We start from the raw sequence: 25,270 nt of genomic DNA, 5'->3' as shown, positions 1-25,270 counted from the left end.
ATGTTAAGCGAATTAATAAACCCATATTATTTGCAGGTTACAACTTTTATTCTATTGAATATTATCCTTGGAGTTAGTATTTACATAACGCTTGGAACAGGGCAATTGTCATTGGGGCATGCGGGATTCATGAGTATAGGTGCATACACGTCGGCTATTTTAACGCTTAATTATAATGTACCTCTAGTACTTGGCATTATTATTGCGGCTGTGTTTACAGGTTTTATCGGTGTGTTAATTGGTTTTCCTGCCCTAAGGTTACAAGGCGTATATCTTGCGATTGCAACGCTTGGGTTTGGAGAAGTTATTCGAGTACTATTCATCAACTGGGAGGGTTTAACGAACGGTGCTATTGGGATACGTGGCATTCCTCATCTGGGACGAGAAATTTTGAGCTTCAGTGAGAGCTTAGGTTTTAGTCCGGAAATGATTGGATTGAAAAATAACCAATTTGTAAGTTTGTCAGTTTTTCTTGTGTTACTGATTATTACTATAGGAGTTATTTGGTTCTTTATTAGACAGAATAATTCTAGAATAGGGCGTGCATTTGCTTCTATTAAAATGGATGAAGAGGCATCGGAAGCAATGGGCATTAACATTACATACTATAAGATTCTAGCATTCGGCCAAGGTGCGCTACTGGCTGGATTTGCAGGGGCATTATATGCGCATTTAACGGCGTATATTAGTCCGTCGGATTTTGGTTATCATCGAGCTGTTGAAATTCTGATCTTCGCTATATTTGGTGGGAGTGAAGTTATTTGGGGGCCGATATTTGGTGCCATTTTCCTTTCAACAATGCCAGAGTTTCTACGTGTCATCAGCGAATATCGCTTCATGATTTACGGTGCCCTCCTTGTACTTATGATGGCATTCCGACCTCAGGGGCTTATTGATATGAATGTCATCAGTTGGATTAAACGTCCAAGATTAAAGAAGAAGGAGGGAAAACATGGTACTGGAAATAAAAAAGATAAGTAAAAACTTTGGTGGGATTCAAGCCTTGACGGATGTTTCCTTTTCAATAGAACAAGGAGAAGTACTGGGTTTGATAGGGCCGAACGGTGCAGGTAAAACAACAATGTTCAATATGATTACCGCCATGTTTCCTCCTAGTTCTGGTGAAATTGCATTCATGGGAAAGTCGCTTTCAAGCTTGAAACCACATGAAATTACGAAACAGGGAATCTGTCGTACATTCCAAAATATCAGGCTATTTTCAGAGCTAACTGTTCGTGAAAATGTGATGGTAGGAAATCACTGTCGCCTAACTACGGGTGTTTTACAAAGCGTATTCCGGACAAAGTATCAAAAGCAAGAAGAGGAAAATGTATTAAGAAATTCGGATGAGATTCTAGAAATTGTTGGATTATTAGAATTCGGCCATACCATTGCGAAAAATCTATCTTACGGTCAACAACGTAGATTGGAAATTGCAAGAGCTTTGGCAAGTAGACCTCAATTATTGCTACTTGACGAGCCAGCTGCAGGAATGAATGAAAAAGAAACAAATGATTTATTTGATTTGATCAAGAAAATTCAAGCGCTAAATATAACTATTTTATTAATCGAACATGATATGCCGCTTGTTATGCGAATTTGTAGTCGCATTGTTGTATTGAACTTTGGAAAGAAAATTGCAGAAGGCACACCGAGCAGTATTCAAAACAATAAAGAAGTAATTGAAGCCTACCTCGGGGTTGAGGAGGAAGATGAGCTTGCTTAAACTACAGAATGTCAGTACCTTTTATGATAAGATCCAGGCATTGAGAAGTGTTGACGTAACAGTTAAAGAGGGAACGATTGTAACTATCCTTGGTGCAAATGGTGCTGGGAAAACAACGATGATGAATACGATCGCAGGGTTGTTGAAACCAAAAGAAGGTAGCATTCATTATCTGGGTAAGGATGTAACTGGACTACGACCTGATCAGCTTTTAAGAAAAGGGTTAGCATTAGTTCCAGAAGGACGAGGTATTTTAGCTTCCATGACTGTTTTAGAAAACTTGGAAATGGGAGCCTATCATCGAAATGATGATGAAGTAAATACTGATCTTGAAAAGGCGATGGATCGGTTCCCGATACTAAGGGAAAGACAATCTCAGCTAGGTGGTACGCTTTCTGGCGGACAACAACAAATGTTGGCGATTGCGCGAGTAATTATGTCTAAACCAAAACTACTTCTACTGGACGAGCCATCGATGGGACTGGCTCCGTTAATTGTTGCGGATATCTTTAAAATTATTAAAGAGATCAATGAAGCGGGAACGACTGTTTTACTTGTTGAACAAAACGCGCGGCAGGCTTTAAAAGTTGCAGACTATGGCTATGTTCTTGAGACAGGTAAAGTGGTCGCGAGCGGCAACGCGAAAGAGTTACTGCAAGATGATACGATTAAAAAGGCTTATCTTGGCCATTAATGACTAATTTACAGATTTTATAACTAGCTGACTACATCGGTCGGGAAATCTAGGAACTAGTCATAGTTAGTGATGGGTCCTTACTAGCCTTCAGGTAAATGTACTTATAGTGATAGAAAAACAGCTGCTTCCAATGGAAACAGCTGTTTTTTTAGATTAATATTTATCTTTATCGGAGTGCTTATCTTTTAGTTCTCCGACTTTATTTTGTGCTTTACCCTTCAATTTATCGAACTTGCCTTCAGCTTGCAGGGAGCTGTTATCTGTAGCGTTACCTATTTGATCCTTTGTCTCGCCTTTAACTTTATTCACTGTCCCTTTTACTTTGTCTGAGAAACCATTGTTAGTCATTGTAAAACCTCCATTTTATTTATGTTAAAGAATATATACCCGGTTAAAGAATCGTTAAACATGATGGAGGCACCTAGAACTTAACTAGATTCACAGGTCTGTTGATATATCATTTTATTACACGAAACGCTTACTACATCTTTACTCGGGTTTAAATGTTGTTGAATATGACTCCGTCACTTCCAACAACACCATTGGGGAGGAATTGCAGTTCATTCCTCCTTGGTAATCCTGTTTCGAATTGCTTTGCAGAATGAAAGAATAGCTCCTTTTCTATTAAGTTTGAAATTGCCTGATGATATAATTGAAGCACTTTAGCACGTCAAACAATGCGTTTCTTCTATAATAGTAAGCCATCTATTCCTTCGTCCCTAAAAGCTTAAGCATTTCGTGTACCTGTGAATTTAGAGCGCGACGGATGAACAACAGTAACCCAATTACAACCCTGTAAGGAGCTCTACAGTTTGATCAAATTAGTAGTTGCTTAATTTTGGTGGATAAAGAGAAGTGCTAAATGGATCCAGAGTGAGGATGAAAGGCTTAATCTATTTTATGAAAAGGTTTATACCTGTAAAAAGGCAATTGAGTATGTCGTAAAGACGGCATATTTGATTGCTTTTTTGTTGTTTCAATCATTGAAGTACTTACTGTACCCATTGCATATACATGGCGAGAACAGAGTGGATTTCACAACTTTCATAATGCATATAATTGTCTTGCTAATTGAGTATTATAAACAAACTATCACTAGTAATGTTTGAAAATCAATTAAAAAGGGTAATGAATTAAAAGGGTATTCGTTCTGAATACATAAAAGTAGGTTGTGGAACATTTATTAGGGGGCGAAATGAGTGCTTGAATTTAAAAATGTGTCAAAGATTTATGCTGGTGGTAAAAAAGCTGTAGATAACTTAGATTTACATATCAATGCAGGTGAATTTATCGTCTTTATCGGTCCGAGTGGTTGCGGAAAAACGACAACTATGAAAATGATCAATCGGTTAGTTAAGCCAACAGAGGGAAAGATATTGATCAATGGGGAAAATATAATGGAAAAGAACATCGTGCAATTGCGGCGTTCAATTGGTTATGTTATTCAGCAAATTGGTCTATTCCCACATATGACCATTCGAGAAAATATTGCGCTCGTACCGCGCCTTATGAAGAAGTCGGTTGAGGAGCGAAACAACAAGGCGGATGAGTTAATCGAACTTGTCAATATGCCGAAAGAATTCCTTGATCGCTACCCACATGAACTAAGTGGTGGGCAACAACAACGTATCGGTGTACTTCGTGCATTAGCTGCTGATCCTCCCCTTATTCTTATGGACGAGCCTTTTGGTGCGCTCGATCCAATTACCCGTGACTCGTTACAGGCGGAGTTCAAACATCTTCAAAGGACACTAGGGAAAACAATTATCTTTGTTACCCACGATATGGATGAGGCCATTAAGCTCGCAGATCGCATCGTGATTATGAAGGACGGGAAAATTGTGCAAATGGGAACTCCAGATGAAATTTTGAGAAATCCAGCCAATGAGTTCGTAGAGGATTTCATTGGTAAAGACCGTCTATTACAAGCTCAACAACATATCCAGACGGTGGGACAAATCATGAATCCCAACCCTATCTCTTTCCAAATGGAAGGAACACTGTCTAAAGCAGTTCAGCTTATGCGAGAGCGACGTGTGGATTCACTTCTTGTCGTTGACGAAAATAATGTACTGAAAGGTCTGCTCAATGTCGAGATGATAGACAGGGGCCGCAATATGGAAACGCAGGTCCAGGAAGTCATGTCTACGGAATTGACCGTTGTCCATGAAGATACGCTTCTTCGTGAAGCAACGCGTAATATTCTTATACGGGGATTGAAATACGTAGCCGTTGTCGACGAAGATCGCCGTTTGGTCGGCTTGATAACAAGGACTAACCTTGTGGACATCGTCTATGATTCCATTTGGGGAGAAGGCGAAGAGCAAACACTAGGTCAAGTGTAAAGGAGGTTTTTAAATGAACGGACTGATTGAATTTTTCTCAGAGTATGGGAGTCAGATTGCAACGAAGACTTGGGAACATCTATACATATCTTTTATAGCACTTTTACTTGGAATTCTCGTTGCAGTACCACTTGGAATAATGCTTACAAAAGTTCCGAAGATAGCTGGTTTTGTATTGGGCGTGGTCGGAGTTATCCAAACATTTCCTAGTCTTGCGATTCTGGCATTCTTCATACCGCTTTTGGGAATTGGAAAAACACCCGCAATTGTTGCATTGTTCCTTTATTCGATGTTGCCAATCCTTAGAAATACATTTATTGGCGTGAAAGAGGTCAATCAGGACCTCGTGGAGGCGGGTAGGGGAATGGGAATGACGGCGCTTGAACGCACCATGAACGTTGAACTTCCGCTTGCAGTTCCTGTTATTATGGCTGGCATAAGACTATCTGCAGTTTACCTTATTGGATGGGCAACACTTGCTTCTTTCATTGGTGGAGGCGGTCTTGGTGACTTTATCTTTGATGGTCTGAATCTGTTTCGGACAGACTTGATTATAGCTGGTGCACTACCAGTTACGTTGCTTGCACTGCTAGTTGATATCCTGCTCGGTCGTTTTGAATCTTTCGCTACGCCAAAAGGAATTAAAGAAAGTAGGAAAGTGGTTTCTTAAGGAGGGGAAAAAGTGTTCGGAAAAAATAAAAAAATAATGGTACTTCCAATCCTGGCTGCTAGCCTGCTAATCGGGGGTTGTTCACTTCCAGGCCTTGGAGGAGGCGATGATACAATTCGCATTGCAACACTTACCAGTACGGAAACATCGACACTGGGTCACATGATTCGGCTAATGATTGAAAAAGAAACCGATTTGAATGTTGAAATGGTGGAAAATTTAGGGACATCAATTATTCAACATCAGGCATTGACGAGCGGACAAGTAGATATTACGGCTGCACGCTACACGGGTACGGATATATCGAGTATTTTGAAAGAGGAACCACTGGCAGATCCGGAAGAAGCAATGGCGCTGGTCCAGGAAGAGTTTGATAAACGATTTGACCAGGTTTGGTATGATTCATACGGCTTCCAAAATACATATGCGCTTACAGTAACAGCTGCCCTTGCTGAAAAGGAAGGACTTGAAACTGTCTCGGATATAGAAAAAATAGCTAGTGATTTAACGCTCGGTGTAGACAACTCATGGTTGAACAGAGCGGGGGATGGTTATGAAGGGTTCGTCGATACATATGGATTTGAATTCGGAGAAGCATTGCCTATGTCTCTCGGGCTCGTCTACCAAGCAGTGAATAGTGGTAAGATGGATGTCGTTTTAGCCTATAGCACGGACGGACGTTTGAAAGCATTTAACTTAAAAACGCTTAAAGACGACAAGCAGTTTTTTCCACCTTATGAAAGTTCACCTGTGACACGAAAGGATGTTATCGAAAAGCACCCGGAAATTGATGTAATCCTGAAAAAACTCGCAGGTAAAATCGATGGAGCAACTATGACACGTTTAAATTACGAGGCGGATGTTAATAAAAAAGAACCTGCAATCGTAGCACAAGAATTTTTGGATGAAAACAATTACTTCAACTGAATCACGGGGGGTGAATAAATGGAAACGTTACAAGAACTTTGGTCGTATTACACAATGAATGGCACATACGTGTGGGATCAGTTTGTTAGACATTTCCTTATGTCTGCATACGGGGTCTTGTTCGCAGCGCTTGTTGGGATTCCAGTTGGTATACTTATTGCACGATACGGTAAATTGAGTGGATGGGTGTTATCGGTAACGAATATTATTCAAACAATTCCGGCACTAGCAATGCTTGCTGTTCTGATGCTGGCGATGGGTCTTGGACCTAACACGGTCGTAATGAGTTTATTTTTATACTCGTTGCTACCTATTATAAAAAATACGTACACAGGTATAAAAAGCGTTGAAAAACCTATTTTAGAAGCTGGTCGTGCAATGGGGATGACGCGGACGCAAATGTTGTTTATGGTTGAACTTCCACTTTCGTTATCAGTTATCATGGCAGGTTTGCGGACAGCTCTTGTTATCGCAATCGGTGTGGCGACAATTGGAGCTTTCATAGGTGGTGGGGGACTCGGCTCCATTATTATTCGCGGAACGAATGTGACAGATGGAGCATCTATTATATTGGCTGGAGCAATTCCAACCGCATTAATGGCGGTCATCGCGGATCTCTTTATGGGGTGGCTCGAACGTGTTTTATCTCCGGCCAACAGGAAAGCTGTTGCGAAACAATCATCATTGCCAAATACAGTGGCGTGAAATACTCCCTATCATTAAGGAAATCAAACCTGAACTACTTAGGATGGGGATAATAAAAGAAACTTTAAAGTAGAAAAATTGGAGGAGATGAAGAGATGATAGAAAACTTTAATGTAAGGAAAGAATTATTTGAGGATACACCAAATGAAACGTTACACTTTGAGTTGACATTTGACGATAAGGAATATCAAGGTCTATATAAAGAAGGGGAAGTAAGCTGGTTTCAAATGCACCCTGATCAAGAAATTGATGAAAGGAAGCTTAAAGAATTGGAAGTTGAAGTAAGAAAACGTATTCAAGAGTGGGAAGAAGAACAAATAAAATAGAGATTTGATTGAAGACTACCTAATATTTGGGTAGTCTTTTTCTGTATACTGGTAATTATTTTATTGAGAAATACCGATGCCCTCATGTTTGCAGTTTTTCATTTAAGGAGTTAGGTATAGCGATGATAAACCCTCATGCTCCATAAATATTTTAGTAATGTTGTCATATCTCAGATGATTGTTATATACAATATAGAACAGTGTTGATATACTGAATTTACCTTTAACAATTAGAAAGGTTGTGAAGTTTATGTCTGAGCTCGCGGATATTCCTTGGAATCTCATTATGCCGTTAATTGTATTACAATTCATCTTGATGATTGTTGCACTCGTGGACGTCATTCGTCATCGACGGACGAACGGTCCATTTATCATGTGGATTTTTATTATCATCCTTGGCAATTTGATTGGACCAATTCTGTACTTCATCTTTGGGAGGCGGCAAGTATGACAGCTTTGCTCCAAGTAAATAATTTGACGAAGAAATATAGTACCACCAATGTAGTAGATGCTGTTTCGTTCGAACTTGAAGAACATACGGCGACGGCTTTAATAGGGCCGAATGGGGCTGGAAAAACTACTACATTGTCTATGCTTGCAGGGTTAGTTTCACCAACAGGTGGATCTATTCAGTTTCAAGGAAGTGCAAAACAAGATATCCGGTCAATTATCGGGTTTCTTCCACAATATCCGAAGTTCTTTCCTTGGTTATCTGCGCTAGAATTTATTGAAATGGCTGCACGGCTAAGTGGGGTGGAAACTAGACAAGCAACAATGGAAGCAAAAAAAACAATGGAATTTGTAGGTCTAGGGGAAGCCGTGAACAAAAAAATAGGTACCTTTTCTGGAGGTATGAAACAACGTTTAGGGCTTGCGCAGGCAATTGTTCATAAACCAAAACTATTGCTACTAGATGAGCCGGTATCTGCACTCGATCCAGTTGGACGTCGACAAGTGATGGATTTGTTGAAAGAGTTACAACAAAAAACGACGATTTTATATTCAACTCATATTTTAAACGATGCGGAAGAAATGACAGATCAGTTGCTGTTTTTACGGCTGGGGAAACTTGTTGAACATGGTTCACTTGATGACGTACGAGCACGCTATGCGGAACCTCGAATAGTCATCGAATTCGAAGGGATGCAAGAGTTGCTGCGATTTATGGAAGTGACTAAATGGCAAGTGACATCAAAAGAGTTGACCGTTTCGATTGACGTTCGGTCGGAAGAGGTTGAAATGTCATCGGTCCTATCTGTGTTAAGCGCAGGCGATTTTTTAGTGCGAAAAGTTGAATGGCAGACGGCGAGCCTTGAAGAAATCTTCATGAAAGTTGCGGTGGTCTAATGAATGGATTTAGCACACTATTGCAGAAAGAATGGCGTGAGCATACAAGGAATTTCAAAATATTATGGATTCCGCTCGTGTTTATTATTTTGGGTATATTGGAGCCCGTAACGAATCACTTTCTACCGGAAATCATGAAAAGTGTTGGTAATATGCCGGCAGAAGCTGAATTCCAATGGCCAGAATTCAAGGGAGAAGATATCTTTCAGTCATTACTGGGACAATATCAATTGATCGGAATTCTCATTATTATTCTGGCTTTCATGGGGACAATTTCAGGAGAGCGGAAAAATGGAACTGCCACATTGCTCTATGTCCGCCCGATGTCATTCCGAAATTACTTTATGAGTAAATGGATTGTCGTTAATGGAATTGTACTTGGAAGCGTATGGTTTGGTTTTATGGCTGCTTGGTATTATATTGAAATCCTCTTTAACCATGTAGATGCAAGGGAATTATTCGCATTTGTTGCAACGTATAGTTTATGGCTTGTCTTTGTCGTCACGGTTGTTTTGGCATTAAGTGCATGGCTTCCGACAGGCGGGGCAGCGGGACTTGCAATTTTAATTGCACTCGTCTTGCAGATTGTGGATGCGCTTATCGGTACGTATTGGACTGTGTCGCCGTGGAAATTGTCGATGTATGCATCCTATTGGTTTCAGTCAGAAGTCGATATGTCGCATTTTTGGATGAGTTCCGGACTTACAATGTTACTCATCGTCATACTGATAGTTTTTGGCATATTCATGTCGAAACGAAACGCGGCCAAAACGACAGTGTAAATAACCATTAGTGGTCTAATTCGCAAAAAGGTCATTTGACTTGCAGAGGATATGACAGATGAAATGATTTCCCGGGAAATGCGACGTTCATCGACATTTATTTCCATATAAACAATGAAATACGTGTTGATTTATAAAAAGGGAACTTTCCGTCTACAAGTTGAATACTACTTTAAAAAGTCGGAAAGGGAAGTCTGGAAGAGACACTGCTAGGAATTAGTACACCACTGGACCTATTGAAACAATAATAAAAAGCTGTGCTCGATTCACAAATAAGTGAATTGAGCACAGCTTTTTTAGGGCTTTGGTAAATTTTCTTCGCTCGATACAACATTTTCTGTAAGAGGATGCTGTTTCTCTTTTGATATTTTCAGTTTTAATTCTTCGAGCGGAATGAAATCGACAAACTTCATATCGTCACGGATTTCTTTTTCTATCCGAAGCTCTCCTGGATTATCCTTGAGTGGCTTCTTTTTAGTCATCTAAACCATCTTCCTTTCGGCTTTAGGTTTGTCGAACCATTTTCAATAGCATATGAGCCAGTGTATGCTGTTCTTCTTTTGATCCGGCTTTCCAAAGTTCTTGTAGAAGATTTTCTTCACTATTCCGTGGTTCTTCGTGTTTTGCTAAATAGTTTGCGACATACTCTGTCGTTTTTGCAAGCTGTTCATCATTTAGACCAAGGTTTTCACCTTTGGATATTTTTTCTGAAAGGAATTGTTTGAAACGGTTGAAGTTTTCTAGTATTTGGTCGGTTTTTTCGGCATCGATCTTTGATAGTTCTTTTGCGATGTTGTCTTTTATATCCATTAATGAACCACTCCTTTTCCGTACTAGTACATATACTTGCCATAATACATAAATATATACGAAAAAAGACTGTTTTTTGCGGAGGAAGTTAAGTGGGCAACAAAAAGTCTGTCAGTACGTTTTGTGTTATTGACGGAATTTTACGGTAAATACAAAAAGCTGTTTACCTTTAAAAAGTGGCTTTTTCAAAATGTAAGAAAGAATAATTTTCGCAACATAAAATAGGGTCGAGCTCCACCGCGGAGGAAGGATTAACTGCATCTATTGCAGGCAAAGAACGCCACGTCATGCCCGCGGGATGCAGGGAAGGCAACAAGAAGGGATTGAACTGCATCCCTCCTTGTTGCCTTCCTTTTCCCTCTTATACTTGGCGCTTCTGACCTAGGCGCATATGTCCTTCTTATTGCTTCAATAGTTAAAAGATGTAATTTGTCGGTAAAAGTCGATTTGAAAGGAAGCCCCTATATTTACTGAACCTGAAGAGAGTACTTCTTTTTTAGAGGATAAGAAAGTATGTGTTGTTCGATACGGAACAGTATCTAGGCATCAGGCGACGTGCGTTTTTTTAGAACCAGTTTTCTTCGCTAGAGGATTTATTTTCGGAGTTCATTTGAAGTTTATAGTGCGGAGCTGTTCTTGTAAAGTCACTTTTTATTTGTGAATTTGTCTTTTAGTTCGCCAAACTTATTCTGTGCTTGACCTTTAAACTTGTCGACCTTATCGTTGTCCATCGCATTGCCGATTTTGTCTTTCACTTCACCAAACTTATTTTGTGCTTGACCCTTGAACTTGTCGACCTTATCGTTGTCCATCGCATTGCCGATTTTGTCTTTCACTTCACCAAATTTATCCTGTGCTTGACCTTTAAACTTGTCGACCTTATCGTTATCCATTGCATTGTCGATTTTGTCTTTCACTTCACCTTTTACTTTGTTTACAGCACCTTTGAATTTGTCGGAAAAACTATTACTCATTATAAAACCCCCAATTGGTTAATTATATAACTATATACCTGACAGCGAATTTAGTAAACATTGTAGGATGTTTAGCGCTGTCGTTATTCCACAGCAGGATTCTATGTCGTCAAATTCTGCTGCTTGAATTAAATTTTTATATTCAAGTAAGAAATCATCCAAAAGTGTGCATGTTAAGACAGTCTGACTATTCAAAGCGATTAAATGGAGGTGAAGAGATGATCGAGAGTTTTAGTGTGCGGAAAGAAATACTTGGAGATACGCAATATGAAACGTTGCATTTTGAGTTAACGTTGGATGGGAAGGAATACCAAGGACATTTTAAAGACGATGAAGTGAACTGGTTTCAAATGCAGCCCCATCAGGAAGATCATAATATGGATCTTGAAGATGTGGAATCTGAAGTGAAAAAACGTATTAAAGAATGGGAAGAAAAATAAATCGGAAGACGTTCGGCTACCGCCTATTACTGGGTGGTTTTTTTGTAAGATCTTATATGATTGGATCCATATGAAATCATTCTGAGAGTCAGGAAAGGTGACAAGGAAAAGTAGAATTGGGATCTACAGTTGGAAAGTTTCGATGCATCTAGCTAGTTCCCACCAACCGGTATAAAACATCGTCCTCGGCTGAAGGATTTCCACGTCCGTCGGTATTATTTGTAATGAAGTAAAGTGATTCACCGTCCGAAAACACATCTCTAATACGGCCGTATCCCTCTATCTTTTTAATTACTTCACCACTTTTCGTATCAATGACAAGAATCGCCTCGCCTCGAAGTGCGGCAATGTATAGCAACCCATTATGAAATGTCATACCGGATGGTGCCCATGTTTCATCTGAACCGGATGTAAGGAGTGGCATTTCCATGCCAACTTTCGATTTTTCACCCTCAATTATAGGCCAACCATAATTGTTCCCCTTTTTAATCACATTCACTTCATCATTCGCAAATTGACCATGTTCTGAAGCATACATAACTCCATTTTCATCCCATGCGAGTCCTTGAGGATTTCGATGCCCAGAGCTAATAATTTCAAAGGTGTTTTCTTCATTTAACCGAAGGATTTTCCCGTTGAATGAATTCGGATTTTGTGCGGAGTCAGGATTCGCTCCATCCCCAATCGTTGCGTATAAAAAATTGTCTGGAGAGAGCGCTAGGCGACCGCCATGATGGAACGGGCCTGATTGGATACTGTCTAACAAGATGTCTTTTTCGTGCCATGAGTCTTCGTCATAATACAACGTCACAATCCGATTAACCGGTTCACCCTCTAAATCATACGTGTAGTAGGCGTATGCCATACGTGATTCATGAAAATTTTTATCCAAAACAAAACCCAGTAATCCGGATTCAGCAGCTCCTGATAAAGGGGCTGAAAGATAAACATTTTCGCGTTTTAACTTTTGATTTTGTCCGACTTTAGCAATCGTTCCCCCTTTCTCAGAAATGAAAAAATACTTTCCGTCATTGTCAATTGACCATGGTGAACTCAGCTGAGTTACAATTTTTTCAGCGGACACATGATTTTGAACTGGATATGTTTCCTTGGTGCAACCTGCAAGAATGATTAGGAAAAAAAGTAATAGAAGACGTTCCATGATGGATACCCCTTTCATATTTCATTTTAGTCATTATACATCGAGATACGGATAGGGGGAGTGAATTAATCAAATATATCAAGTGACACTGTATAAAAATACGTTAGAACCGGCATGCTTATTCTAGAAATCATTATATAAATAGATAAAAGTTCAGAGGAGGATAAATGATGGCTGATGACTACAAAGATGCGTACGAAGACGGCCATGGCCGAGAATCCGCTGAAGAATTACGATATCGTCCCGTATCAGAAGACACATATTGCGTGAGGGTAAATCATTGGAGTAAGCCCGGATGAATTATCTGCAGCACTGAGATACAGAAAAAATTATTTGTCGTCGGTGCTGGGTATTTTCCACATAATGGTTGATTACTTGTTTGAAAATGAAGGGAGTCCTATGCAATGAGTTTAGCAAGTATTGGCGTACCTGGTTTGATCATCATCCTTGTTATTGTTTTAATTTTGTTCGGGCCGAAAAAATTACCTGAAGTAGGAGCCGCAGTAGGGAAGACACTAGCGGAATTTAAAAAGTCGGCGAAGGACATTATGACAGATGAAGAACCAGCTCCGAATGAAATAAAGAAAAAGGACCAACTATAAGCAGGTGAGAGTATGGATCCATATGGAAATCGTAATAGTGAAAATTTAGGCCCACTTGATAAATCTCAGGCTGTAACTAAGGAAGACAGAGTAGATATTGAAGTTGGAAGTAGCGTAAGTATGATAAAGATTAAAGGAAATCGACCAGATCCAGAAAATGATCCTTCTCTTGTGGACCACCTCACGGATCTTAGAAAACAGCTCGTCAAAAGTGCGGCTGTTTTCCTGTTTTTCCTAATCGCGGTATTTTCGAGTATCAATCTTTGGTTCCCGTATATTACTCGTGATTATGAGTTGGTCATTCTTGGTCCAATGGAAGTCGTGAAGTTTTATATGTCGATTTCAACAGCTCTTGCATTAGGTTTATCTATACCATTTCTCTGTCACTTTCTATGGCAGTTCGTAAAACCAGGATTAAACGAACGGGAAAGCCGGTTTCTCAGTCTATACTCGCCAGTTATGTTTCTGCTATTCATTCTGGGGGTGGCATTCGGTTATTTTATCGTCAATCCTATAAGTTATAAATTTCTAGTTTCGTTAGGTGCGATAAATTTTAACGTAATGGTGTCGGCGCAGGAGTACATCAGTTTTTTGCTCATGACAACGATGCCAATTGGAATCTTGTTTGAGTTGCCAATTGTTGCGATGTTTTTGGCAGCAATCGGATTGCTTACTGCGGAGTCGATGAAAAACGTACGGAAATGGTCGTATCTTGCTATCGCGATCGTGTCTGCATTGATTACACCGCCAGATTTTGTGAGTCAGCTCATTGTGCTCATCCCCATGGTATTGCTTTACGAAGTGAGCATCCAAATTGTGAAGTTCACTGAGCGTCGCAACACGGTTGTGAATTAATGGGCTTAATTGTTATTTTAAATGCAAAAACGGCAACCTATTTATGGGTTGCCGTTTTTGTGAAGAAGTTTTTTCGTGAAGTTGTGTACAAAAAAATTACGAGTTGTTTTGCGATTTGTTTTTTGTGGAATTTGTACCTGCGAACGATTCAACCTGTTTCATCAGTTTGTCCCTGGCGTCTTTATTTCTCATTAAATAGGCTGCGCCGAGTCCAAGTGCTGCCATGGCCATTTTGTTCATCATGTACTCCTCCTCCTAATTTTTTTGTTCATGATAATATGCCCGATTTGCGGGATATTAACCAAGATACCGCAAGAAGATTGTTACAAACTACATCATATTATTATAAAAAGACGTTTTTAAAATAAGGAAATATAACTTTTTAGAAAGGGAAAAGTGTCTTAGCTTCAGGCGCCAAAAGCTTGTCTTAATATAAAGAACCCGCTGCTTTCTTAAGCAACGGATTCTGTCGGTGATTACTTATTTTTATTCGCACCTAGAATTTCAAATATAATTTGTGCATGGTCTGTATTATCTAGTAATCCGGCAAAACGATCTTTAGATGGACCAAATGCATATACTGGAACGTCTTCGCCGGTATGTCCGCCCGTTGTCCATCCAGTATATGAGCGCTTGTCAAAAATAGTTTTGATTGTGTTATTGATATCACTGGCTTTTTCACCAGCAGCTATAACAGATTCGATTTCAGTTTCTGTCAAAGGCAATAGATCCTGATCAATATAATTTTTTAAAGTTGCCTCTACATCTGCACCTTTACTAATTTCGTTTGCCATGAAGGAAGGTGTACGCTTTGCGGCTTTGATAGTATCACTGAGCCAATTATAATTACCATCTGCGCCAATAGAAAATCCACCAGTTGAATGATCAGCGGTTGCTACGACTAGCGTATGCTTATCTTTTTTCGCAAATTCAATAGCTGCTTTAAAGGCTTTTTCGAAGTCCTCCATTTCACTCATTGCACCAACAATGTCATTATCATGGCCGGCCCAGTCAATTTGGCTACCTTCAATCATAAGGAAGAAACCTTTGTCATTTTTACTTAAGCGGTCGATTGCTGTAGTAGTCATATCTTCAAGTGAGGGGATATCATCTGGACGATCAATCATTTTAGGAAGCCCACTAGTAGCAAATAAACCAAGAATCTGATCGTTAGTATCGTTTAAGAGATCTTCTTTAGTAGTTACATAGCTAAATCCGTCATTTTTAAAGGATTCTGTAAGGTTGACATCTAAGCGCTCAAAGTTTGATTTACCTCCGCCAAGAAGGACATCGATTTTATGCTCACCATTAATTAATTCATTGTAATAATCATTGGCAATTGCATCCATATTCTTACGGTTTTCATTGTGAGCGCCAAATGCAGCAGGTGTTGCATGGGTGATTTCTGAGGTAGCAACAAGTCCAGTTGATTTGCCTGTGTCTTTTGCAGCCTCCAAAACAGTTTTCACATTAGATTTATCGTTATCCACTGCAATCGCAGCGTTATATGTTTTTACACCTGCAGACATCGCGGTTGCCGCAGAAGCCGAATCCGTTATCGTTTGGTCAGGATCTTCTGGGTAAGTCATTTGCTGACCGACAAGATAATTATCGAATTCTGTCTTCTCAACAAAAGATGTTGTAGGATCATCTTTCAAGTAACGATAAGCTGAAGTATAGGAAACGCCCATTCCATCACCAATGAGGAAAATCACATTTTTGATCTCAGCATTGTTGTTTAATTCTGCTTCATTTGCTTGGACGCTTGGATTAGTGATCGTATCGAACAAACTTGCGACCAAAACGGTAGAAAGAACTGCGATGGGGATAACTTTTTTAAATAACTGCTTTTTCATCAATATAAAACCTCCTATTTTTTCTACTATCAAAGGTAACTATAAAGTGAAATTGTTAATCTAGTATGAAAATAATGTAAATTCATATTAATAGTATGTGAAGAATTGAAAAGGTTATTCGGCAATCAATCTTGCACAATAAGAGAGAACTATCCAGTGATTTTGTGAATAAAGGATATTAATCCCAAGATTATGTTCGATCTACGGAGGAATTTGAATAGAGATTTGCCCTTGAAGGGTGGATGTTAGAAATGAACAGTGTTATGGATATCACCAACATCACGAATGTCCCTGCAATAACAACATACTGAATAGAAATGAGTTGAGCTGCCACGCCAGCTATAATCGTTGCAAGTATGATTAAAAAAGCTTCAATTAAGCCGTAAATACTTGCGATTCTGCCCATTACATTGACAGGGATATTGTTTTGGTAAAATGTATGGAAGCCTGTATTCGCAAAGGCGAGAGAAAATGAAAGAATGAAAAACCCAATAGCTGCCATGAAAAAGATAGTGGAAAAAGCGTAAACTATATAGCCGACAGAAACGAATAGGGAACCTAAACCAATTAGCAAAGAAGTTGATGATTTAGTAGCAATCATCGCATTAATAATTGCACCCATTACGATCCCCGCTCCTGCTATGCTGACTAAAAAACCATATTCACTATCCGATAAAGAAAGGACCTCTTTAGAAAATGCCACTTCAAGTGAGTCAATGGCTGTAGCCATGACCATCACGCAGCCAAAAAGGAAGTAAATGAACATGACATAGGCGTAGCGTCGACTAAAACTCAACACAATGGTCCAATCTTTCTTCACTACTTCAAAAGATAATTTTTCATCCTTACTAGTAACCCGTATGTGTCTTTCAAGGTTGGGCATCATCATAGTGACTAATCCTGATAATAATAAAGCAATGGCGTTCATGTAGATGGCGAAAATAGGTGTGCCGATGATAAATAAAAATCCCGCTATAGCTGGCCCAATTAGAAAGCCTCCAGAATCGATTAAACTGCGTAATGAATTAAACCGTTTTCTATCCTTAGGGGGGATTAGTTTTGTAATATAAGTCATGGATGTCGGTTCAAACATAGAACTTGCTATATTAATCACAAAAACGACTAGATAGATCGACCAAAGAGAAGAAAGAAGAGGCAAGGTAGCGATAAATACCGCACGAAACAGGTCAAGAGTGACCATTAAATTTCGCTTATTTAACCGGTCTATCATGCTACCGGACCAAAAATTTGTACATAATGTAGCCAAAGGTTTAAGAATATAAAGGGCAGCCACCGCAAGCGGAGAGCCTGTCTTCTCAAGGATGATCAAATTAAGCGCAATTAAATAAATCCAGCCACCCACATTGGATATGCCAATTCCAGCTAACAACATCGAAGGATACTTCCAAGATTTCACTACGTTCACAAGCCTCATTTGATTTTCCTCCTCTACCATTCATTTTTTTGACAATAAAAAAATCCCACCCCCAAGACCTTAAGTCTTGAGGACGAGATTGTATCAATCGTGGTGCCACCCCAGTTTATTACGATGTTTCCATCGTAACCTTATCAGGTACGGCAAATAGATGCGTATACCCTGGCTCTATAACAGGAGCTCCTGTCACTCCATCCCCCATTTTGGTTCCGAAGTGATGCTCAGAGACTTGTTTCGATAACGCATTCTTACTCCTTTTCAGCAACCGGAGCTTTCTGCAAAGAATGAACGTTAGCTACTCTTCTCTTCAACGCATTTGATTTTTAAAAATAATAGCACTCTTAGTGCGAATTGTAAATAGATCATTCAATCTTGTCTGTTAATTAAGTGTGGAGAAATATCGATATTTGGGACTGATAATAAGGGGCTAGATAACTCTGGACCCAGTTAACTAGGAAGCAAACTCATACAATAAATGAATGCTCACTTTCGTATTGAGGCGATTCACCAAATCACAAACATCCCTACATCAGGTACCTGATGTAGGGATGTTTATGATTCTTCGGGCACTTTCAAATTCTATAGAGAGTCATCTATTCTTTTCTTTCAAGCAACTGCATTTTTCACTTGCTGAAAATGCTGTGACAGAAGAGGGTGTGGAGTTAGGTTTTTTTTCCGTTTTTTAAAAAATCATTGGAAGTAAGGCAAACAAGAAGAAGGAGTAAATCCTTCTTCTTGTTTTATATTTTTACATTTCAGTAATCTGAATCCGGAATGTTTTAACGAAAGCTTCCGGCATAATTTATTAAAGAGTGGGGATAAATCTACAAGTCACAGCCATTTTTCAGCCCAGTCTTCGACGGATTGAAGAGCCGTTCCTAAATCATTGCCCTTTTTGGTTAAAGAGTACTCCGTTCTGACGGGGCGGTCTGTAATAACGTTTCGTATAACAATCCCGCCATCTTCAAGTTCTTTCATTCTTTCATTAAGCATACGCTTGCTTAAGTCGGGTATAAAAGTGTGGATTTCGCTAAATCTTTTTGGTTCTTTCATCAAAGCATAGATGATTAAACCCATCCACTTTTTCCCTATGATATGGTAGCATTCCTCTACTTTATGGCATATTTCGTCTTTGTTGGTTTGTTTAGTCATCACGAGTACCTCCTAATCATTATAGTACAATTAATAACCTGGTAATTATTTAGGTTGATTCATTTTAACATATAATTCCTACTAAAAAAAGCTTTAGTGTCCATATAAAAAACTTTGTGTCATAGTATTGACACATGTTTATAAATGAGTTATTGTGGTTACATAAAGTAACCTATATATTAAAAGTTACTTTAACTGAATCTGTTTTTAGGAGGAGGTAATATGTGTATATACACGTGTTGCAGCAAATGAATTTGGAGCATTTGGTATAAATGTAAACATAATTGCGCCAATTGCTAAATCACCTGGCATGCTTCAGTGGGCAGAAGAAAACCCAGAATATTATCAAGGTATGCTTTCAAAAATATCACTAAGAAGACTAGGTGAGCTTGAGGATGATATTGGTCGAGTTGCGGTATTCTTGGCGAGTGGAGATTCTGATTATATTACTGGACAAACAATCATGGTAGATGGTGATTCAATAAAATTACGTTAGTTTCAAAAAAAGTTAGTATGAGTGCCCTTGAAGGAAAAGGCATTTGTACAACAGTAGCCAGTTACCCAGAGCGTTTGATTAAGTAATCATTCTAAGTGGTGGCTATAATCGAAAGTAATTTCGAGGACCAGTATAGATAGTAATAACAACTACAACAGAGAAGAGGGACACATCATGAGCAAGAAGAAAAAAATCCACTACGCTTGGTGGATACTTTTAGGATTAGTTATTATGGTAGGTTTAGCAAAAGGCGGTATTTCGACTGCAGGTGGATTATTTTTAGCACCTGTTACGGAGGATCTTGGTATTGGGATGGGCAGTTTATCCTTATACTTTAGTATTTCATCCGTTGTTACAATGCTATTTTTGCCAATAGCTGGCAAAATGATGGCGAAGTATAATATTAGAACTTTATTAGTGGTAAGTATCATTTTACAAGCAGGTTCATTTGCGATGTTTGGACTAATGAATTCAGTGTGGGGTTGGTATTTGTTCTCGATTCCTATGGCAATTGGTTCTATTTTCGTTACGCAAATGGCGGGTCCAGTGCTCATCAATAATTGGTTTAAAAAGCATAGTGGCTTGGCAATGGGAATTATGGTGGCCGCAGGTGGCGCATTCGGAGCGATTCTTCAACCAATGGCGGGTAACTTAATTTCCAGTGAAGGCTGGAGAAATACGTATATCATTTTAGGTGTAGCCGTAATGGCGATTGTTATTCCTGTCGTAATACTAACAATTAGAATGTCTCCAAAACAAAAAGGTTTGCAGCCATACGGGATGAATGAAGTGAATACAAAGGTAAAGACTTCAACCCAAACAGTTACAAGTAGTGGTGTTACTGCTGCAGTAGCAAAAAAATCTAGTGCGTTTTATGCGTTATTGATTTTCTTCTTCTTTATCACATCTATTGGTAGTTTTGGACAACATGTTGCACCCTTCGCAGTGGGATTGGGCTATGATATCAAGTTTGCCGGAAATGCAATGGGAGGCTGGCAGATTGGTGTGTTAATAGGAGCTTTAACTTTTGGTATACTAAGTGATAAGATTGGTGCTAAAAATACAGCGATTTTCGCCATGCTTTTAGGATTAGTTCCAGTTGGAATTCTAATATTTATTCCTGAAAACGCAATGATGTTTAATTTGGCAATCGGAATTTATGGTTTTGTAGTAGCATCACTTGGAACGTTAGGACCACTTTTAACATCATCAATATTTGGTAATAAAGAATACAGTCAAATATACGCTTCTGCAGTTATTGGACTAGCAGTCGCTGGTATTGTTGCTTTACCAGGTTATGGCTATGTTTTTGAACTAACAGGTAGCTATAGTTTCGTGTTATATGCCATTGCAGCTATGTTAGTCATGAATGTAGTAGCAATCGTCATAGCTTTTAGAGGTAAAAAGAAGCTAGAAAAAGCAGGATTATGGAATTAATAGAAATGGTGTCTCTATAGAATAAAAGAGCAAACTCGAAATGGTTAGTATCACCCATTTCGAGTTTGCTCTTTTTTACATTCTATCGCTGTTATTTATAAGATCTGCAAAATCTTTGTCAGTGGTCTGCTTGAAAGTAGTTTATTTAGACGAACTTTCGTTCATGTATTTGATATTAAAATTATCACGTCTGTTGATTAACTAAAATTACTAGAAAATAACTTAATCCCCCCCGGCCGCAATCGTATGGTTGTCCTTCATTCGTCGGGCTTCACATGCATAAGAACCCAGAGTACTGGAGCTCTTGGGGAAGAAAGAATAGCTGGCTTCTTAGCCGGAGAAAAGGCGCCAAAGATGCAATTTTGGGGGCTGATGCTTTCTCTATGGTTTTTTTCTTAGGCCACCTCTGGGGAGGAATGAATATTTCGCCGAAAGTGGTCCGAAAATAGTCCAGTGAAAATGGAGGTTATCCAGCCCTTCTCACCAGTATTTTATGCAAATATATGGTTAATTAACAGACGTATTAAATTGTAAAAGTAGTCGTCATAAAAACTAAAGTTTTTATGTATTTTAATTAATATCTTAACTCGCATAAATGAGGGCAAATAGAAAGAGTAACGTGATTAAAGGTTCGACCTGTAGTAAGCGAGTTATTTTAGCTCGAAGTACGAAATTCAAAATTCTAAAGTTATATTTTAAGAACTGGGGAACTCAATACTATCAACATCTGAATGGATAAGGTTTAGAGGGGAATTTCAATTTGTTATTTTTATTTTCAAATAACTCGTTGACAGTGAGAATTGTTATCAGTACAATGAAAATAGTTGAGAATGATTATCATTATTGATTAGGAGAGTGAGAAATGAAGAAGGCAACATTACTTTTACTATCTGTACTACTGTTACTCATTTTGGCAGCATGCGGTACTGATAGTGATAAAGCAGAGGCAAAGCAAGAAACAGCAAAGGAAGAAACACCAAAAGATACAGAGAAAAAAGAAGAGGTATCATCGGCTATTGAAGTAACAGATGCATCAGGTGAAAGTATTACGTTTGAAAGTGCTCCAGAATCTATTGCAGCTTTAAATTCAGGAGACTTAGATATTTTAATAGCACTAGGTGCTAATGTGACAGGCCGTCCAACGGCAAGTGGACCTGTTGCGAAAGAGATAGAAAGCATTACGGAAATCGGTAATCCACATCAGCCGAACTTTGAGAAATTAGCGGAAGTTCATCCGACTGTTTTAGCTGCGGCAATGAGTTTCAAGCAACATGCTGAAAATGTAGAGCGACAGGGAACGAAAGTTATTTATACAAAAGCAAATTCAATCGCTGATATTCAAGAAACGATTCGTTTGTTTGGACAACTATTTCAAAAAGAAGCTGAAGCTGAAACTATTAATAAAACAATTACAGAAAAAGTGGAAAATGGCGAAAAAGTCAATGGTGATCCAGTGAAAACATTATTAGTATATGGTGCACCAGGTACTTATTTGGCTGCTCTTCCAAATTCCCTTACAGGAGATTTGTTGGCAAAAGCAGGTGGGGAAAATATCGCATCCGATTTTCCACAAGAAGAGAACTATCCGCAATATGCAAGTTTAAGTGTTGAGAAGATTATTGAAAGAAATCCAGAAGTCGTTATGCTGATCACTCATGGTGATCCTGAAGCGGTAAAAGCGGCGTTTGAAGGAGAAATGGAAAAAAATGCGGCGTGGAAAAACTTGGATGCTGTGAAAAGTGGCAACGTATTTGTTCTACCCTCGAATTTATTTGGCTCGAACCCAGGAACGAAAGTAGTGGAAGCGCTTGAGGTGATGAAGGAAAATCTAGCGGCGGTTAAATAAAATGGTAGCAGTAAAAGTTCAAGCGTCTGAAAACATCCATCCTCTTGCAAAAAAGAGAACAATTGTAGTCGTTTCTTTTAGTATTCTTCTTGTACTTGCATGTACGGTGAGCTTAATGATTGGGCCTGTTTCATTTACGCTCAGTGAAGTTTGGAGTGGACTCTTCCACTCCGATGATTCATTATCTAGACGAATTGTATGGGAGTTACGTTTCCCGCGGGTTTTAATCGGTATGATTGTTGGAATGTGCCTTGCAGTATCGGGTGCTATTTTACAAGGCGTTATGAAAAACCCACTAGCTGATCCTGGGATTATCGGAGTGTCATCTGGAGCGGGACTCGCCGCAACGACTATTATGATTATTTTTCCCGCATATATAATGTTTTTGCCCTTAGCGGCTTTTATAGGAGCTCTCATCACTGCGCTCATTATTTATTCTTTCTCTTGGAAAGGCGGCACTTCGCCTGTGCGGATTATTTTAGTTGGTGTAGCAATTAATGCCGTGATTGGTGCATTTATGAGTGCACTCATGCTCTTATATAGTGACCGTGTGCAAACGGTACTTCCATGGCTTGCGGGCGGCATTGGAGGCGTAGGATGGATTCAATTTGAAATGATCATTTATTACGCGGTTGGAGCGCTAGTATTATCTTTGTTTGCAATCAGGCATATTCGTATTTTAAGGCTTGGTGATGAAGTTGCAAAACTACTTGGCCACAATGTTGAAAAAAGTCTGTTTTTCCTAATTGTTCTTAGTACACTTCTTGCCGGAATTGCAGTAAGCGTAGCCGGTTTAATTGGTTTTGTTGGGCTTGTCGTGCCACATATATTGAGGATTATGATTGGCGGAGATTACCGCTATTTACTGCCTGCATCCGCACTTGGTGGAGGGTTGCTCGTTGTATTAGCTGATACAGTTGCTCGAAGTGCTTTTAATCCAATCGAGTTGCCAGTTGGGATTTTGTTGGCATTCTTAGGCGGACCATTTTTCTTATATATGATCCAAAGAAGGAGGGACTCATTTGCTTCTAACTAAAGACGTGTTATTCGAACATTCCTCTTCCTTTCAGTTAGGAGCAGTGGATTTACATATCAAGGAAGGAGAAATCGTTAGTTTAATTGGGCCAAATGGATCTGGAAAATCCACGTTGCTCCGACTTATCTCTCGTTTGATTACACCGAAAAGCGGGGAGGTTATCCTTGACGGACAATTGATGGGATCCATGAAAAGCCTAGATGTAGCAAAAAAACTTGCTATGCTTCCTCAAATGCAAGATCATCAACTCGATTTGACGGTAGGTGAACTCATTGAATTTGGAAGGTATCCACACCGGGGTGCTTATAGCAAGTTGACAAAAGAAGATGACGATATCATTCAATGGGCAATGGAGGTTACGAGGTTAATTCCTTTTAAAAACCGAACGTTACAATCACTTTCCGGTGGGGAAAGACAGCGGGCTTGGATTGCATTGGCTATTGCCCAGCGACCAAAGATTTTACTGTTGGACGAACCGACAACTTTTCTTGATATTTCACACCAATTAGAAGTGATGGAACTTGTCGAGGAGTTAAATACAAAGTTTGGCATGACTGTAGTAATGGTCCTTCATGACATAAACCAAGCCGCGCGCTATAGTGACCGACTTGTTGTTTTAAAGCATGGAAAGATTCAGTTCGATGGCATTCCGCAATGCGTGTTATGCAGAGAAATGTTTCAATCTATTTTCGAAATAGATGCGGATATATATAAGGACAACGGAAAACCGTTTTTTACACCAATAAGGCTAAGAAAGGAAGGATATGTATGAAAAAGGGACCACTAAGCGGAGAATTAGTAAGGGAGTTTATCATTGCTGCTCATGGAGATTTCGAAGAGGTAAAGAAATTAATAACTCAAGAGCCTGCGCTTCTCCATTCTGTTATGAACTGGGGGAGTGACGATTGGGAAAGTGGACTTGGGGCAGCTGCACATACTGGGAATCGTGATATTGCAGAATGGTTACTCGAGCATGGAGCGCGAATGGATATTTTTGCTGCAGCGATGCTCGGTGAACTAAGTGTCGTAAAAGCCATCGTTGCTATTCAGCCCAACGTTATTGCTGCTCCAGGTCCGCACGGAATTCCATTAATCCGCCATGCGCAAATAGGTGGAGAACATGCACGACCTGTGTACGAGTACCTGGAGTCTATAACACTAAAGGAGGAAGTTAAATTATGATGAAAGCGGTAAATACAATTCGTATAAAAAAAGGTAACGGAGATGGGGTACTTGCACGTTTTCAGACACCGAAATCGGTTCATACCTTTGAGGGATTTGTTTTAATGGAAGTTTTGAGAAAAGAAAACAGTCCAGAATATGATGAATTGAAAATCTGTACTACATGGGAAGAAAGAGGATTTTTTGATGCATGGTTAAATAGTAGAGAATCTCAAAAAACGCATGATAAGAAAACTGAACAAAAATCAGAGGATAATCCAATCATAAGTTCACAGCTTACTACTTTTGAAGTTACAATTCAGCACAAACCAGCAAAGCAGGAAGTTTGAAAGAAATAGGACATTTACGTTTTTTTCGAAACTTAATAAAGCAGCCTTAAATCGGATAGCGATTTAAGGCTGCTTTTGACTGCTTTAATTTAAAAATGAAAAAATACGAATCATATACTATCACTATTGTTAA

30 protein-coding genes, 1 pseudogene and 1 other annotated feature are annotated in these 25,270 nt (G+C 39.2%); of the genes and pseudogenes, 22 read left to right on the top strand and 9 right to left on the bottom strand.

Translation table 11 applies throughout. The features are described 5' to 3' along the window. The 3 genes from FQ087_RS15085 to FQ087_RS15075 are packed head-to-tail and all read left to right on the top strand — an operon-like array spanning position 1 to position 2,420. Positions 1 to 981 carry a branched-chain amino acid ABC transporter permease gene (locus FQ087_RS15085; protein WP_149581396.1) on the top strand — a complete coding sequence of 327 codons (981 nt, stop codon included), beginning with the start codon at positions 1 to 3 and terminating at the stop codon, positions 979 to 981. Then, on the top strand, positions 953 to 1,726 hold the full coding sequence (locus FQ087_RS15080; RefSeq protein WP_149581395.1) for an ABC transporter ATP-binding protein: 774 nt from the start codon (positions 953 to 955) through the stop codon (positions 1,724 to 1,726). Before FQ087_RS15085 ends, FQ087_RS15080 begins: the two co-directional genes overlap by 29 nt. Next, on the top strand, positions 1,719 to 2,420 hold the full coding sequence (locus FQ087_RS15075) for an ABC transporter ATP-binding protein (protein ID WP_149581394.1): 702 nt from the start codon (positions 1,719 to 1,721) through the stop codon (positions 2,418 to 2,420). Before FQ087_RS15080 ends, FQ087_RS15075 begins: the two co-directional genes overlap by 8 nt. 156 nt (positions 2,421 to 2,576) lie before the next feature. Here the strand turns inward: FQ087_RS15075 and FQ087_RS15070 are convergent, their stop codons facing one another. Beyond that, the gene (locus tag FQ087_RS15070) at positions 2,577 to 2,771 is read right to left on the bottom strand and encodes a CsbD family protein (protein ID WP_149581393.1); all 195 of its coding nucleotides are present in this window, start codon (positions 2,769 to 2,771) and stop codon (positions 2,577 to 2,579) included. An 851-nt stretch (positions 2,772 to 3,622) separates the two neighbouring features. Here FQ087_RS15070 and FQ087_RS15065 point away from each other — a divergent pair. The 8 genes from FQ087_RS15065 (at position 3,623) to FQ087_RS15030 (ending at position 9,525) form a co-directional block, all read left to right on the top strand. Next, the gene (locus FQ087_RS15065) at positions 3,623 to 4,768 is read left to right on the top strand and encodes a betaine/proline/choline family ABC transporter ATP-binding protein (protein ID WP_149581392.1); all 1,146 of its coding nucleotides are present in this window, start codon (positions 3,623 to 3,625) and stop codon (positions 4,766 to 4,768) included. Between the two features lie 13 nt (positions 4,769 to 4,781). After that, a complete protein-coding gene (locus FQ087_RS15060) occupies positions 4,782 to 5,438 on the top strand; it encodes an ABC transporter permease (RefSeq protein WP_149581391.1) in 657 nt (218 codons plus the stop codon). 36 nt (positions 5,439 to 5,474) lie between these two features. Next, on the top strand, positions 5,475 to 6,365 hold the full coding sequence (locus FQ087_RS15055) for an osmoprotectant ABC transporter substrate-binding protein (protein WP_149581502.1): 891 nt from the start codon (positions 5,475 to 5,477) through the stop codon (positions 6,363 to 6,365). Positions 6,366 to 6,383: 18 nt separating this feature from the next. Then, positions 6,384 to 7,070, top strand: coding sequence for an ABC transporter permease (locus FQ087_RS15050; RefSeq protein ID WP_149581390.1), 687 nt, complete (start codon positions 6,384 to 6,386; stop codon positions 7,068 to 7,070). 95 nt (positions 7,071 to 7,165) lie between these two features. Next, on the top strand, positions 7,166 to 7,396 hold the full coding sequence (locus FQ087_RS15045) for a hypothetical protein (RefSeq protein ID WP_149581389.1): 231 nt from the start codon (positions 7,166 to 7,168) through the stop codon (positions 7,394 to 7,396). A gap of 250 nt (positions 7,397 to 7,646) precedes the next feature. Next, the gene (locus FQ087_RS15040) at positions 7,647 to 7,847 is read left to right on the top strand and encodes a PLDc N-terminal domain-containing protein (protein WP_149581388.1); all 201 of its coding nucleotides are present in this window, start codon (positions 7,647 to 7,649) and stop codon (positions 7,845 to 7,847) included. Then, the gene (locus FQ087_RS15035) at positions 7,844 to 8,743 is read left to right on the top strand and encodes an ABC transporter ATP-binding protein (protein ID WP_149581387.1); all 900 of its coding nucleotides are present in this window, start codon (positions 7,844 to 7,846) and stop codon (positions 8,741 to 8,743) included. Before FQ087_RS15040 ends, FQ087_RS15035 begins: the two co-directional genes overlap by 4 nt. Next, positions 8,743 to 9,525: an ABC transporter permease subunit gene (locus tag FQ087_RS15030; RefSeq protein WP_149581386.1), complete on the top strand. Its 783-nt coding sequence runs from the start codon at positions 8,743 to 8,745 to the stop codon at positions 9,523 to 9,525. Before FQ087_RS15035 ends, FQ087_RS15030 begins: the two co-directional genes overlap by 1 nt. 296 nt (positions 9,526 to 9,821) lie before the next feature. Here the strand turns inward: FQ087_RS15030 and FQ087_RS15025 are convergent, their stop codons facing one another. From FQ087_RS15025 to FQ087_RS23375, 3 genes are all read right to left on the bottom strand, one after another. Then, the gene (locus FQ087_RS15025) at positions 9,822 to 10,007 is read right to left on the bottom strand and encodes a hypothetical protein (protein ID WP_149581385.1); all 186 of its coding nucleotides are present in this window, start codon (positions 10,005 to 10,007) and stop codon (positions 9,822 to 9,824) included. 22 nt (positions 10,008 to 10,029) lie between these two features. After that, on the bottom strand, positions 10,030 to 10,335 hold the full coding sequence (locus tag FQ087_RS15020; RefSeq protein WP_149581384.1) for a DUF3243 domain-containing protein: 306 nt from the start codon (positions 10,333 to 10,335) through the stop codon (positions 10,030 to 10,032). Positions 10,336 to 10,979: 644 nt separating this feature from the next. Then, on the bottom strand, positions 10,980 to 11,309 hold the full coding sequence (locus FQ087_RS23375) for a CsbD family protein (protein ID WP_370456081.1): 330 nt from the start codon (positions 11,307 to 11,309) through the stop codon (positions 10,980 to 10,982). A 218-nt stretch (positions 11,310 to 11,527) separates the two neighbouring features. On the opposite strand from FQ087_RS23375, the gene FQ087_RS15005 reads away from it, so the two are divergent. Then, positions 11,528 to 11,749 (top strand): hypothetical protein, encoded by a 222-nt coding sequence (locus tag FQ087_RS15005; protein ID WP_149581383.1) that lies wholly within the window; start codon positions 11,528 to 11,530, stop codon positions 11,747 to 11,749. 148 nt (positions 11,750 to 11,897) lie between these two features. Here FQ087_RS15005 and FQ087_RS15000 read toward each other — a convergent pair whose 3' ends face one another. Continuing rightward, the gene (locus tag FQ087_RS15000) at positions 11,898 to 12,911 is read right to left on the bottom strand and encodes a PQQ-dependent sugar dehydrogenase (RefSeq protein ID WP_149581382.1); all 1,014 of its coding nucleotides are present in this window, start codon (positions 12,909 to 12,911) and stop codon (positions 11,898 to 11,900) included. A gap of 170 nt (positions 12,912 to 13,081) precedes the next feature. On the opposite strand from FQ087_RS15000, the gene FQ087_RS23100 reads away from it, so the two are divergent. The 3 genes from FQ087_RS23100 to tatC all read left to right on the top strand — a co-directional run bounded on the left by FQ087_RS23100 (position 13,082) and on the right by tatC (position 14,368). Continuing rightward, positions 13,082 to 13,210 (top strand): hypothetical protein, encoded by a 129-nt coding sequence (locus FQ087_RS23100; RefSeq protein ID WP_255452363.1) that lies wholly within the window; start codon positions 13,082 to 13,084, stop codon positions 13,208 to 13,210. A gap of 105 nt (positions 13,211 to 13,315) precedes the next feature. Continuing rightward, on the top strand, positions 13,316 to 13,513 hold the full coding sequence (gene tatA, locus FQ087_RS14995) for a twin-arginine translocase TatA/TatE family subunit (RefSeq protein WP_149581381.1): 198 nt from the start codon (positions 13,316 to 13,318) through the stop codon (positions 13,511 to 13,513). Between the two features lie 12 nt (positions 13,514 to 13,525). Further along, positions 13,526 to 14,368: a twin-arginine translocase subunit TatC gene (gene tatC / locus FQ087_RS14990; protein WP_149581380.1), complete on the top strand. Its 843-nt coding sequence runs from the start codon at positions 13,526 to 13,528 to the stop codon at positions 14,366 to 14,368. Between the two features lie 96 nt (positions 14,369 to 14,464). Here tatC and FQ087_RS22500 read toward each other — a convergent pair whose 3' ends face one another. The 4 genes from FQ087_RS22500 to FQ087_RS14975 form a co-directional block, all read right to left on the bottom strand. Continuing rightward, positions 14,465 to 14,611, bottom strand: a complete 147-nt coding sequence (locus FQ087_RS22500; protein WP_188006773.1) for a hypothetical protein — start codon at positions 14,609 to 14,611, stop codon at positions 14,465 to 14,467. Positions 14,612 to 14,844: 233 nt separating this feature from the next. Next, complete coding sequence (locus FQ087_RS14985) at positions 14,845 to 16,224, bottom strand: alkaline phosphatase (RefSeq protein ID WP_149581500.1); 1,380 nt, start codon at positions 16,222 to 16,224, stop codon at positions 14,845 to 14,847. 190 nt (positions 16,225 to 16,414) lie between these two features. Continuing rightward, complete coding sequence (locus tag FQ087_RS14980) at positions 16,415 to 17,659, bottom strand: MFS transporter (protein ID WP_149581379.1); 1,245 nt, start codon at positions 17,657 to 17,659, stop codon at positions 16,415 to 16,417. Positions 17,660 to 17,725: 66 nt separating this feature from the next. Next, positions 17,726 to 17,979 (bottom strand) — a binding site (T-box leader). Between the two features lie 511 nt (positions 17,980 to 18,490). Then, complete coding sequence (locus FQ087_RS14975) at positions 18,491 to 18,811, bottom strand: winged helix-turn-helix transcriptional regulator (protein ID WP_149581378.1); 321 nt, start codon at positions 18,809 to 18,811, stop codon at positions 18,491 to 18,493. Between the two features lie 229 nt (positions 18,812 to 19,040). On the opposite strand from FQ087_RS14975, the pseudogene FQ087_RS14970 reads away from it, so the two are divergent. The 7 genes and pseudogenes from FQ087_RS14970 to FQ087_RS14940 form a co-directional block, all read left to right on the top strand. Beyond that, a pseudogene (locus FQ087_RS14970) lies at positions 19,041 to 19,307 on the top strand (SDR family oxidoreductase); the annotation flags it as partial. Between the two features lie 174 nt (positions 19,308 to 19,481). Further along, a complete protein-coding gene (locus FQ087_RS14965) occupies positions 19,482 to 20,744 on the top strand; it encodes an MFS transporter (protein WP_188006772.1) in 1,263 nt (420 codons plus the stop codon). Positions 20,745 to 21,606: 862 nt separating this feature from the next. Beyond that, positions 21,607 to 22,590, top strand: coding sequence for an ABC transporter substrate-binding protein (locus FQ087_RS14960; protein ID WP_149581376.1), 984 nt, complete (start codon positions 21,607 to 21,609; stop codon positions 22,588 to 22,590). A 1-nt stretch (position 22,591) separates the two neighbouring features. Beyond that, on the top strand, positions 22,592 to 23,626 hold the full coding sequence (locus FQ087_RS14955) for a FecCD family ABC transporter permease (protein ID WP_149581375.1): 1,035 nt from the start codon (positions 22,592 to 22,594) through the stop codon (positions 23,624 to 23,626). Continuing rightward, complete coding sequence (locus tag FQ087_RS14950) at positions 23,613 to 24,398, top strand: ABC transporter ATP-binding protein (protein WP_149581374.1); 786 nt, start codon at positions 23,613 to 23,615, stop codon at positions 24,396 to 24,398. Before FQ087_RS14955 ends, FQ087_RS14950 begins: the two co-directional genes overlap by 14 nt. Continuing rightward, the gene (locus tag FQ087_RS14945) at positions 24,395 to 24,808 is read left to right on the top strand and encodes an ankyrin repeat domain-containing protein (RefSeq protein ID WP_149581373.1); all 414 of its coding nucleotides are present in this window, start codon (positions 24,395 to 24,397) and stop codon (positions 24,806 to 24,808) included. The genes FQ087_RS14950 and FQ087_RS14945 overlap by 4 nt, the downstream gene beginning before the upstream one ends. Then, positions 24,805 to 25,137 carry an antibiotic biosynthesis monooxygenase gene (locus FQ087_RS14940; protein ID WP_149581372.1) on the top strand — a complete coding sequence of 111 codons (333 nt, stop codon included), beginning with the start codon at positions 24,805 to 24,807 and terminating at the stop codon, positions 25,135 to 25,137. Before FQ087_RS14945 ends, FQ087_RS14940 begins: the two co-directional genes overlap by 4 nt. The last annotated feature ends 133 nt before the right edge of the window (positions 25,138 to 25,270 follow it).

The organism is Sporosarcina sp. ANT_H38, assembly GCF_008369195.1.
Lineage (GTDB): Bacteria > Bacillota > Bacilli > Bacillales_A > Planococcaceae > Sporosarcina.
The sequence above is the reverse complement of the archived record's forward strand: the minus strand, read 5'-3'. Positions and strand labels throughout refer to the sequence as shown.

Coding starts and splice junctions, on each gene's coding strand:
- FQ087_RS15085 (WP_149581396.1), top strand. CDS start 1: ATGTTAAGCGAATTAATAAACCCATATTATTTGCAGGTTACAACTTTT.
- FQ087_RS15080 (WP_149581395.1), top strand. CDS start 953: ATGGTACTGGAAATAAAAAAGATAAGTAAAAACTTTGGTGGGATTCAA.
- FQ087_RS15070 (WP_149581393.1), bottom strand. CDS start 2,771: ATGACTAACAATGGTTTCTCAGACAAAGTAAAAGGGACAGTGAATAAA.
- FQ087_RS15060 (WP_149581391.1), top strand. CDS start 4,782: ATGAACGGACTGATTGAATTTTTCTCAGAGTATGGGAGTCAGATTGCA.
- FQ087_RS15055 (WP_149581502.1), top strand. CDS start 5,475: ATGGTACTTCCAATCCTGGCTGCTAGCCTGCTAATCGGGGGTTGTTCA.
- FQ087_RS15050 (WP_149581390.1), top strand. CDS start 6,384: ATGGAAACGTTACAAGAACTTTGGTCGTATTACACAATGAATGGCACA.
- FQ087_RS15045 (WP_149581389.1), top strand. CDS start 7,166: ATGATAGAAAACTTTAATGTAAGGAAAGAATTATTTGAGGATACACCA.
- FQ087_RS15040 (WP_149581388.1), top strand. CDS start 7,647: ATGTCTGAGCTCGCGGATATTCCTTGGAATCTCATTATGCCGTTAATT.
- FQ087_RS15035 (WP_149581387.1), top strand. CDS start 7,844: ATGACAGCTTTGCTCCAAGTAAATAATTTGACGAAGAAATATAGTACC.
- FQ087_RS15030 (WP_149581386.1), top strand. CDS start 8,743: ATGAATGGATTTAGCACACTATTGCAGAAAGAATGGCGTGAGCATACA.
- FQ087_RS15025 (WP_149581385.1), bottom strand. CDS start 10,007: ATGACTAAAAAGAAGCCACTCAAGGATAATCCAGGAGAGCTTCGGATA.
- FQ087_RS15020 (WP_149581384.1), bottom strand. CDS start 10,335: ATGGATATAAAAGACAACATCGCAAAAGAACTATCAAAGATCGATGCC.
- FQ087_RS23375 (WP_370456081.1), bottom strand. CDS start 11,309: ATGAGTAATAGTTTTTCCGACAAATTCAAAGGTGCTGTAAACAAAGTA.
- FQ087_RS15005 (WP_149581383.1), top strand. CDS start 11,528: ATGATCGAGAGTTTTAGTGTGCGGAAAGAAATACTTGGAGATACGCAA.
- FQ087_RS15000 (WP_149581382.1), bottom strand. CDS start 12,911: ATGGAACGTCTTCTATTACTTTTTTTCCTAATCATTCTTGCAGGTTGC.
- FQ087_RS23100 (WP_255452363.1), top strand. CDS start 13,082: ATGGCTGATGACTACAAAGATGCGTACGAAGACGGCCATGGCCGAGAA.
- tatA (WP_149581381.1), top strand. CDS start 13,316: ATGAGTTTAGCAAGTATTGGCGTACCTGGTTTGATCATCATCCTTGTT.
- tatC (WP_149581380.1), top strand. CDS start 13,526: ATGGATCCATATGGAAATCGTAATAGTGAAAATTTAGGCCCACTTGAT.
- FQ087_RS22500 (WP_188006773.1), bottom strand. CDS start 14,611: ATGATGAACAAAATGGCCATGGCAGCACTTGGACTCGGCGCAGCCTAT.
- FQ087_RS14985 (WP_149581500.1), bottom strand. CDS start 16,224: ATGAAAAAGCAGTTATTTAAAAAAGTTATCCCCATCGCAGTTCTTTCT.
- FQ087_RS14980 (WP_149581379.1), bottom strand. CDS start 17,659: ATGAGGCTTGTGAACGTAGTGAAATCTTGGAAGTATCCTTCGATGTTG.
- FQ087_RS14975 (WP_149581378.1), bottom strand. CDS start 18,811: ATGACTAAACAAACCAACAAAGACGAAATATGCCATAAAGTAGAGGAA.
- FQ087_RS14965 (WP_188006772.1), top strand. CDS start 19,482: ATGAGCAAGAAGAAAAAAATCCACTACGCTTGGTGGATACTTTTAGGA.
- FQ087_RS14960 (WP_149581376.1), top strand. CDS start 21,607: ATGAAGAAGGCAACATTACTTTTACTATCTGTACTACTGTTACTCATT.
- FQ087_RS14955 (WP_149581375.1), top strand. CDS start 22,592: ATGGTAGCAGTAAAAGTTCAAGCGTCTGAAAACATCCATCCTCTTGCA.
- FQ087_RS14945 (WP_149581373.1), top strand. CDS start 24,395: ATGAAAAAGGGACCACTAAGCGGAGAATTAGTAAGGGAGTTTATCATT.
- FQ087_RS14940 (WP_149581372.1), top strand. CDS start 24,805: ATGATGAAAGCGGTAAATACAATTCGTATAAAAAAAGGTAACGGAGAT.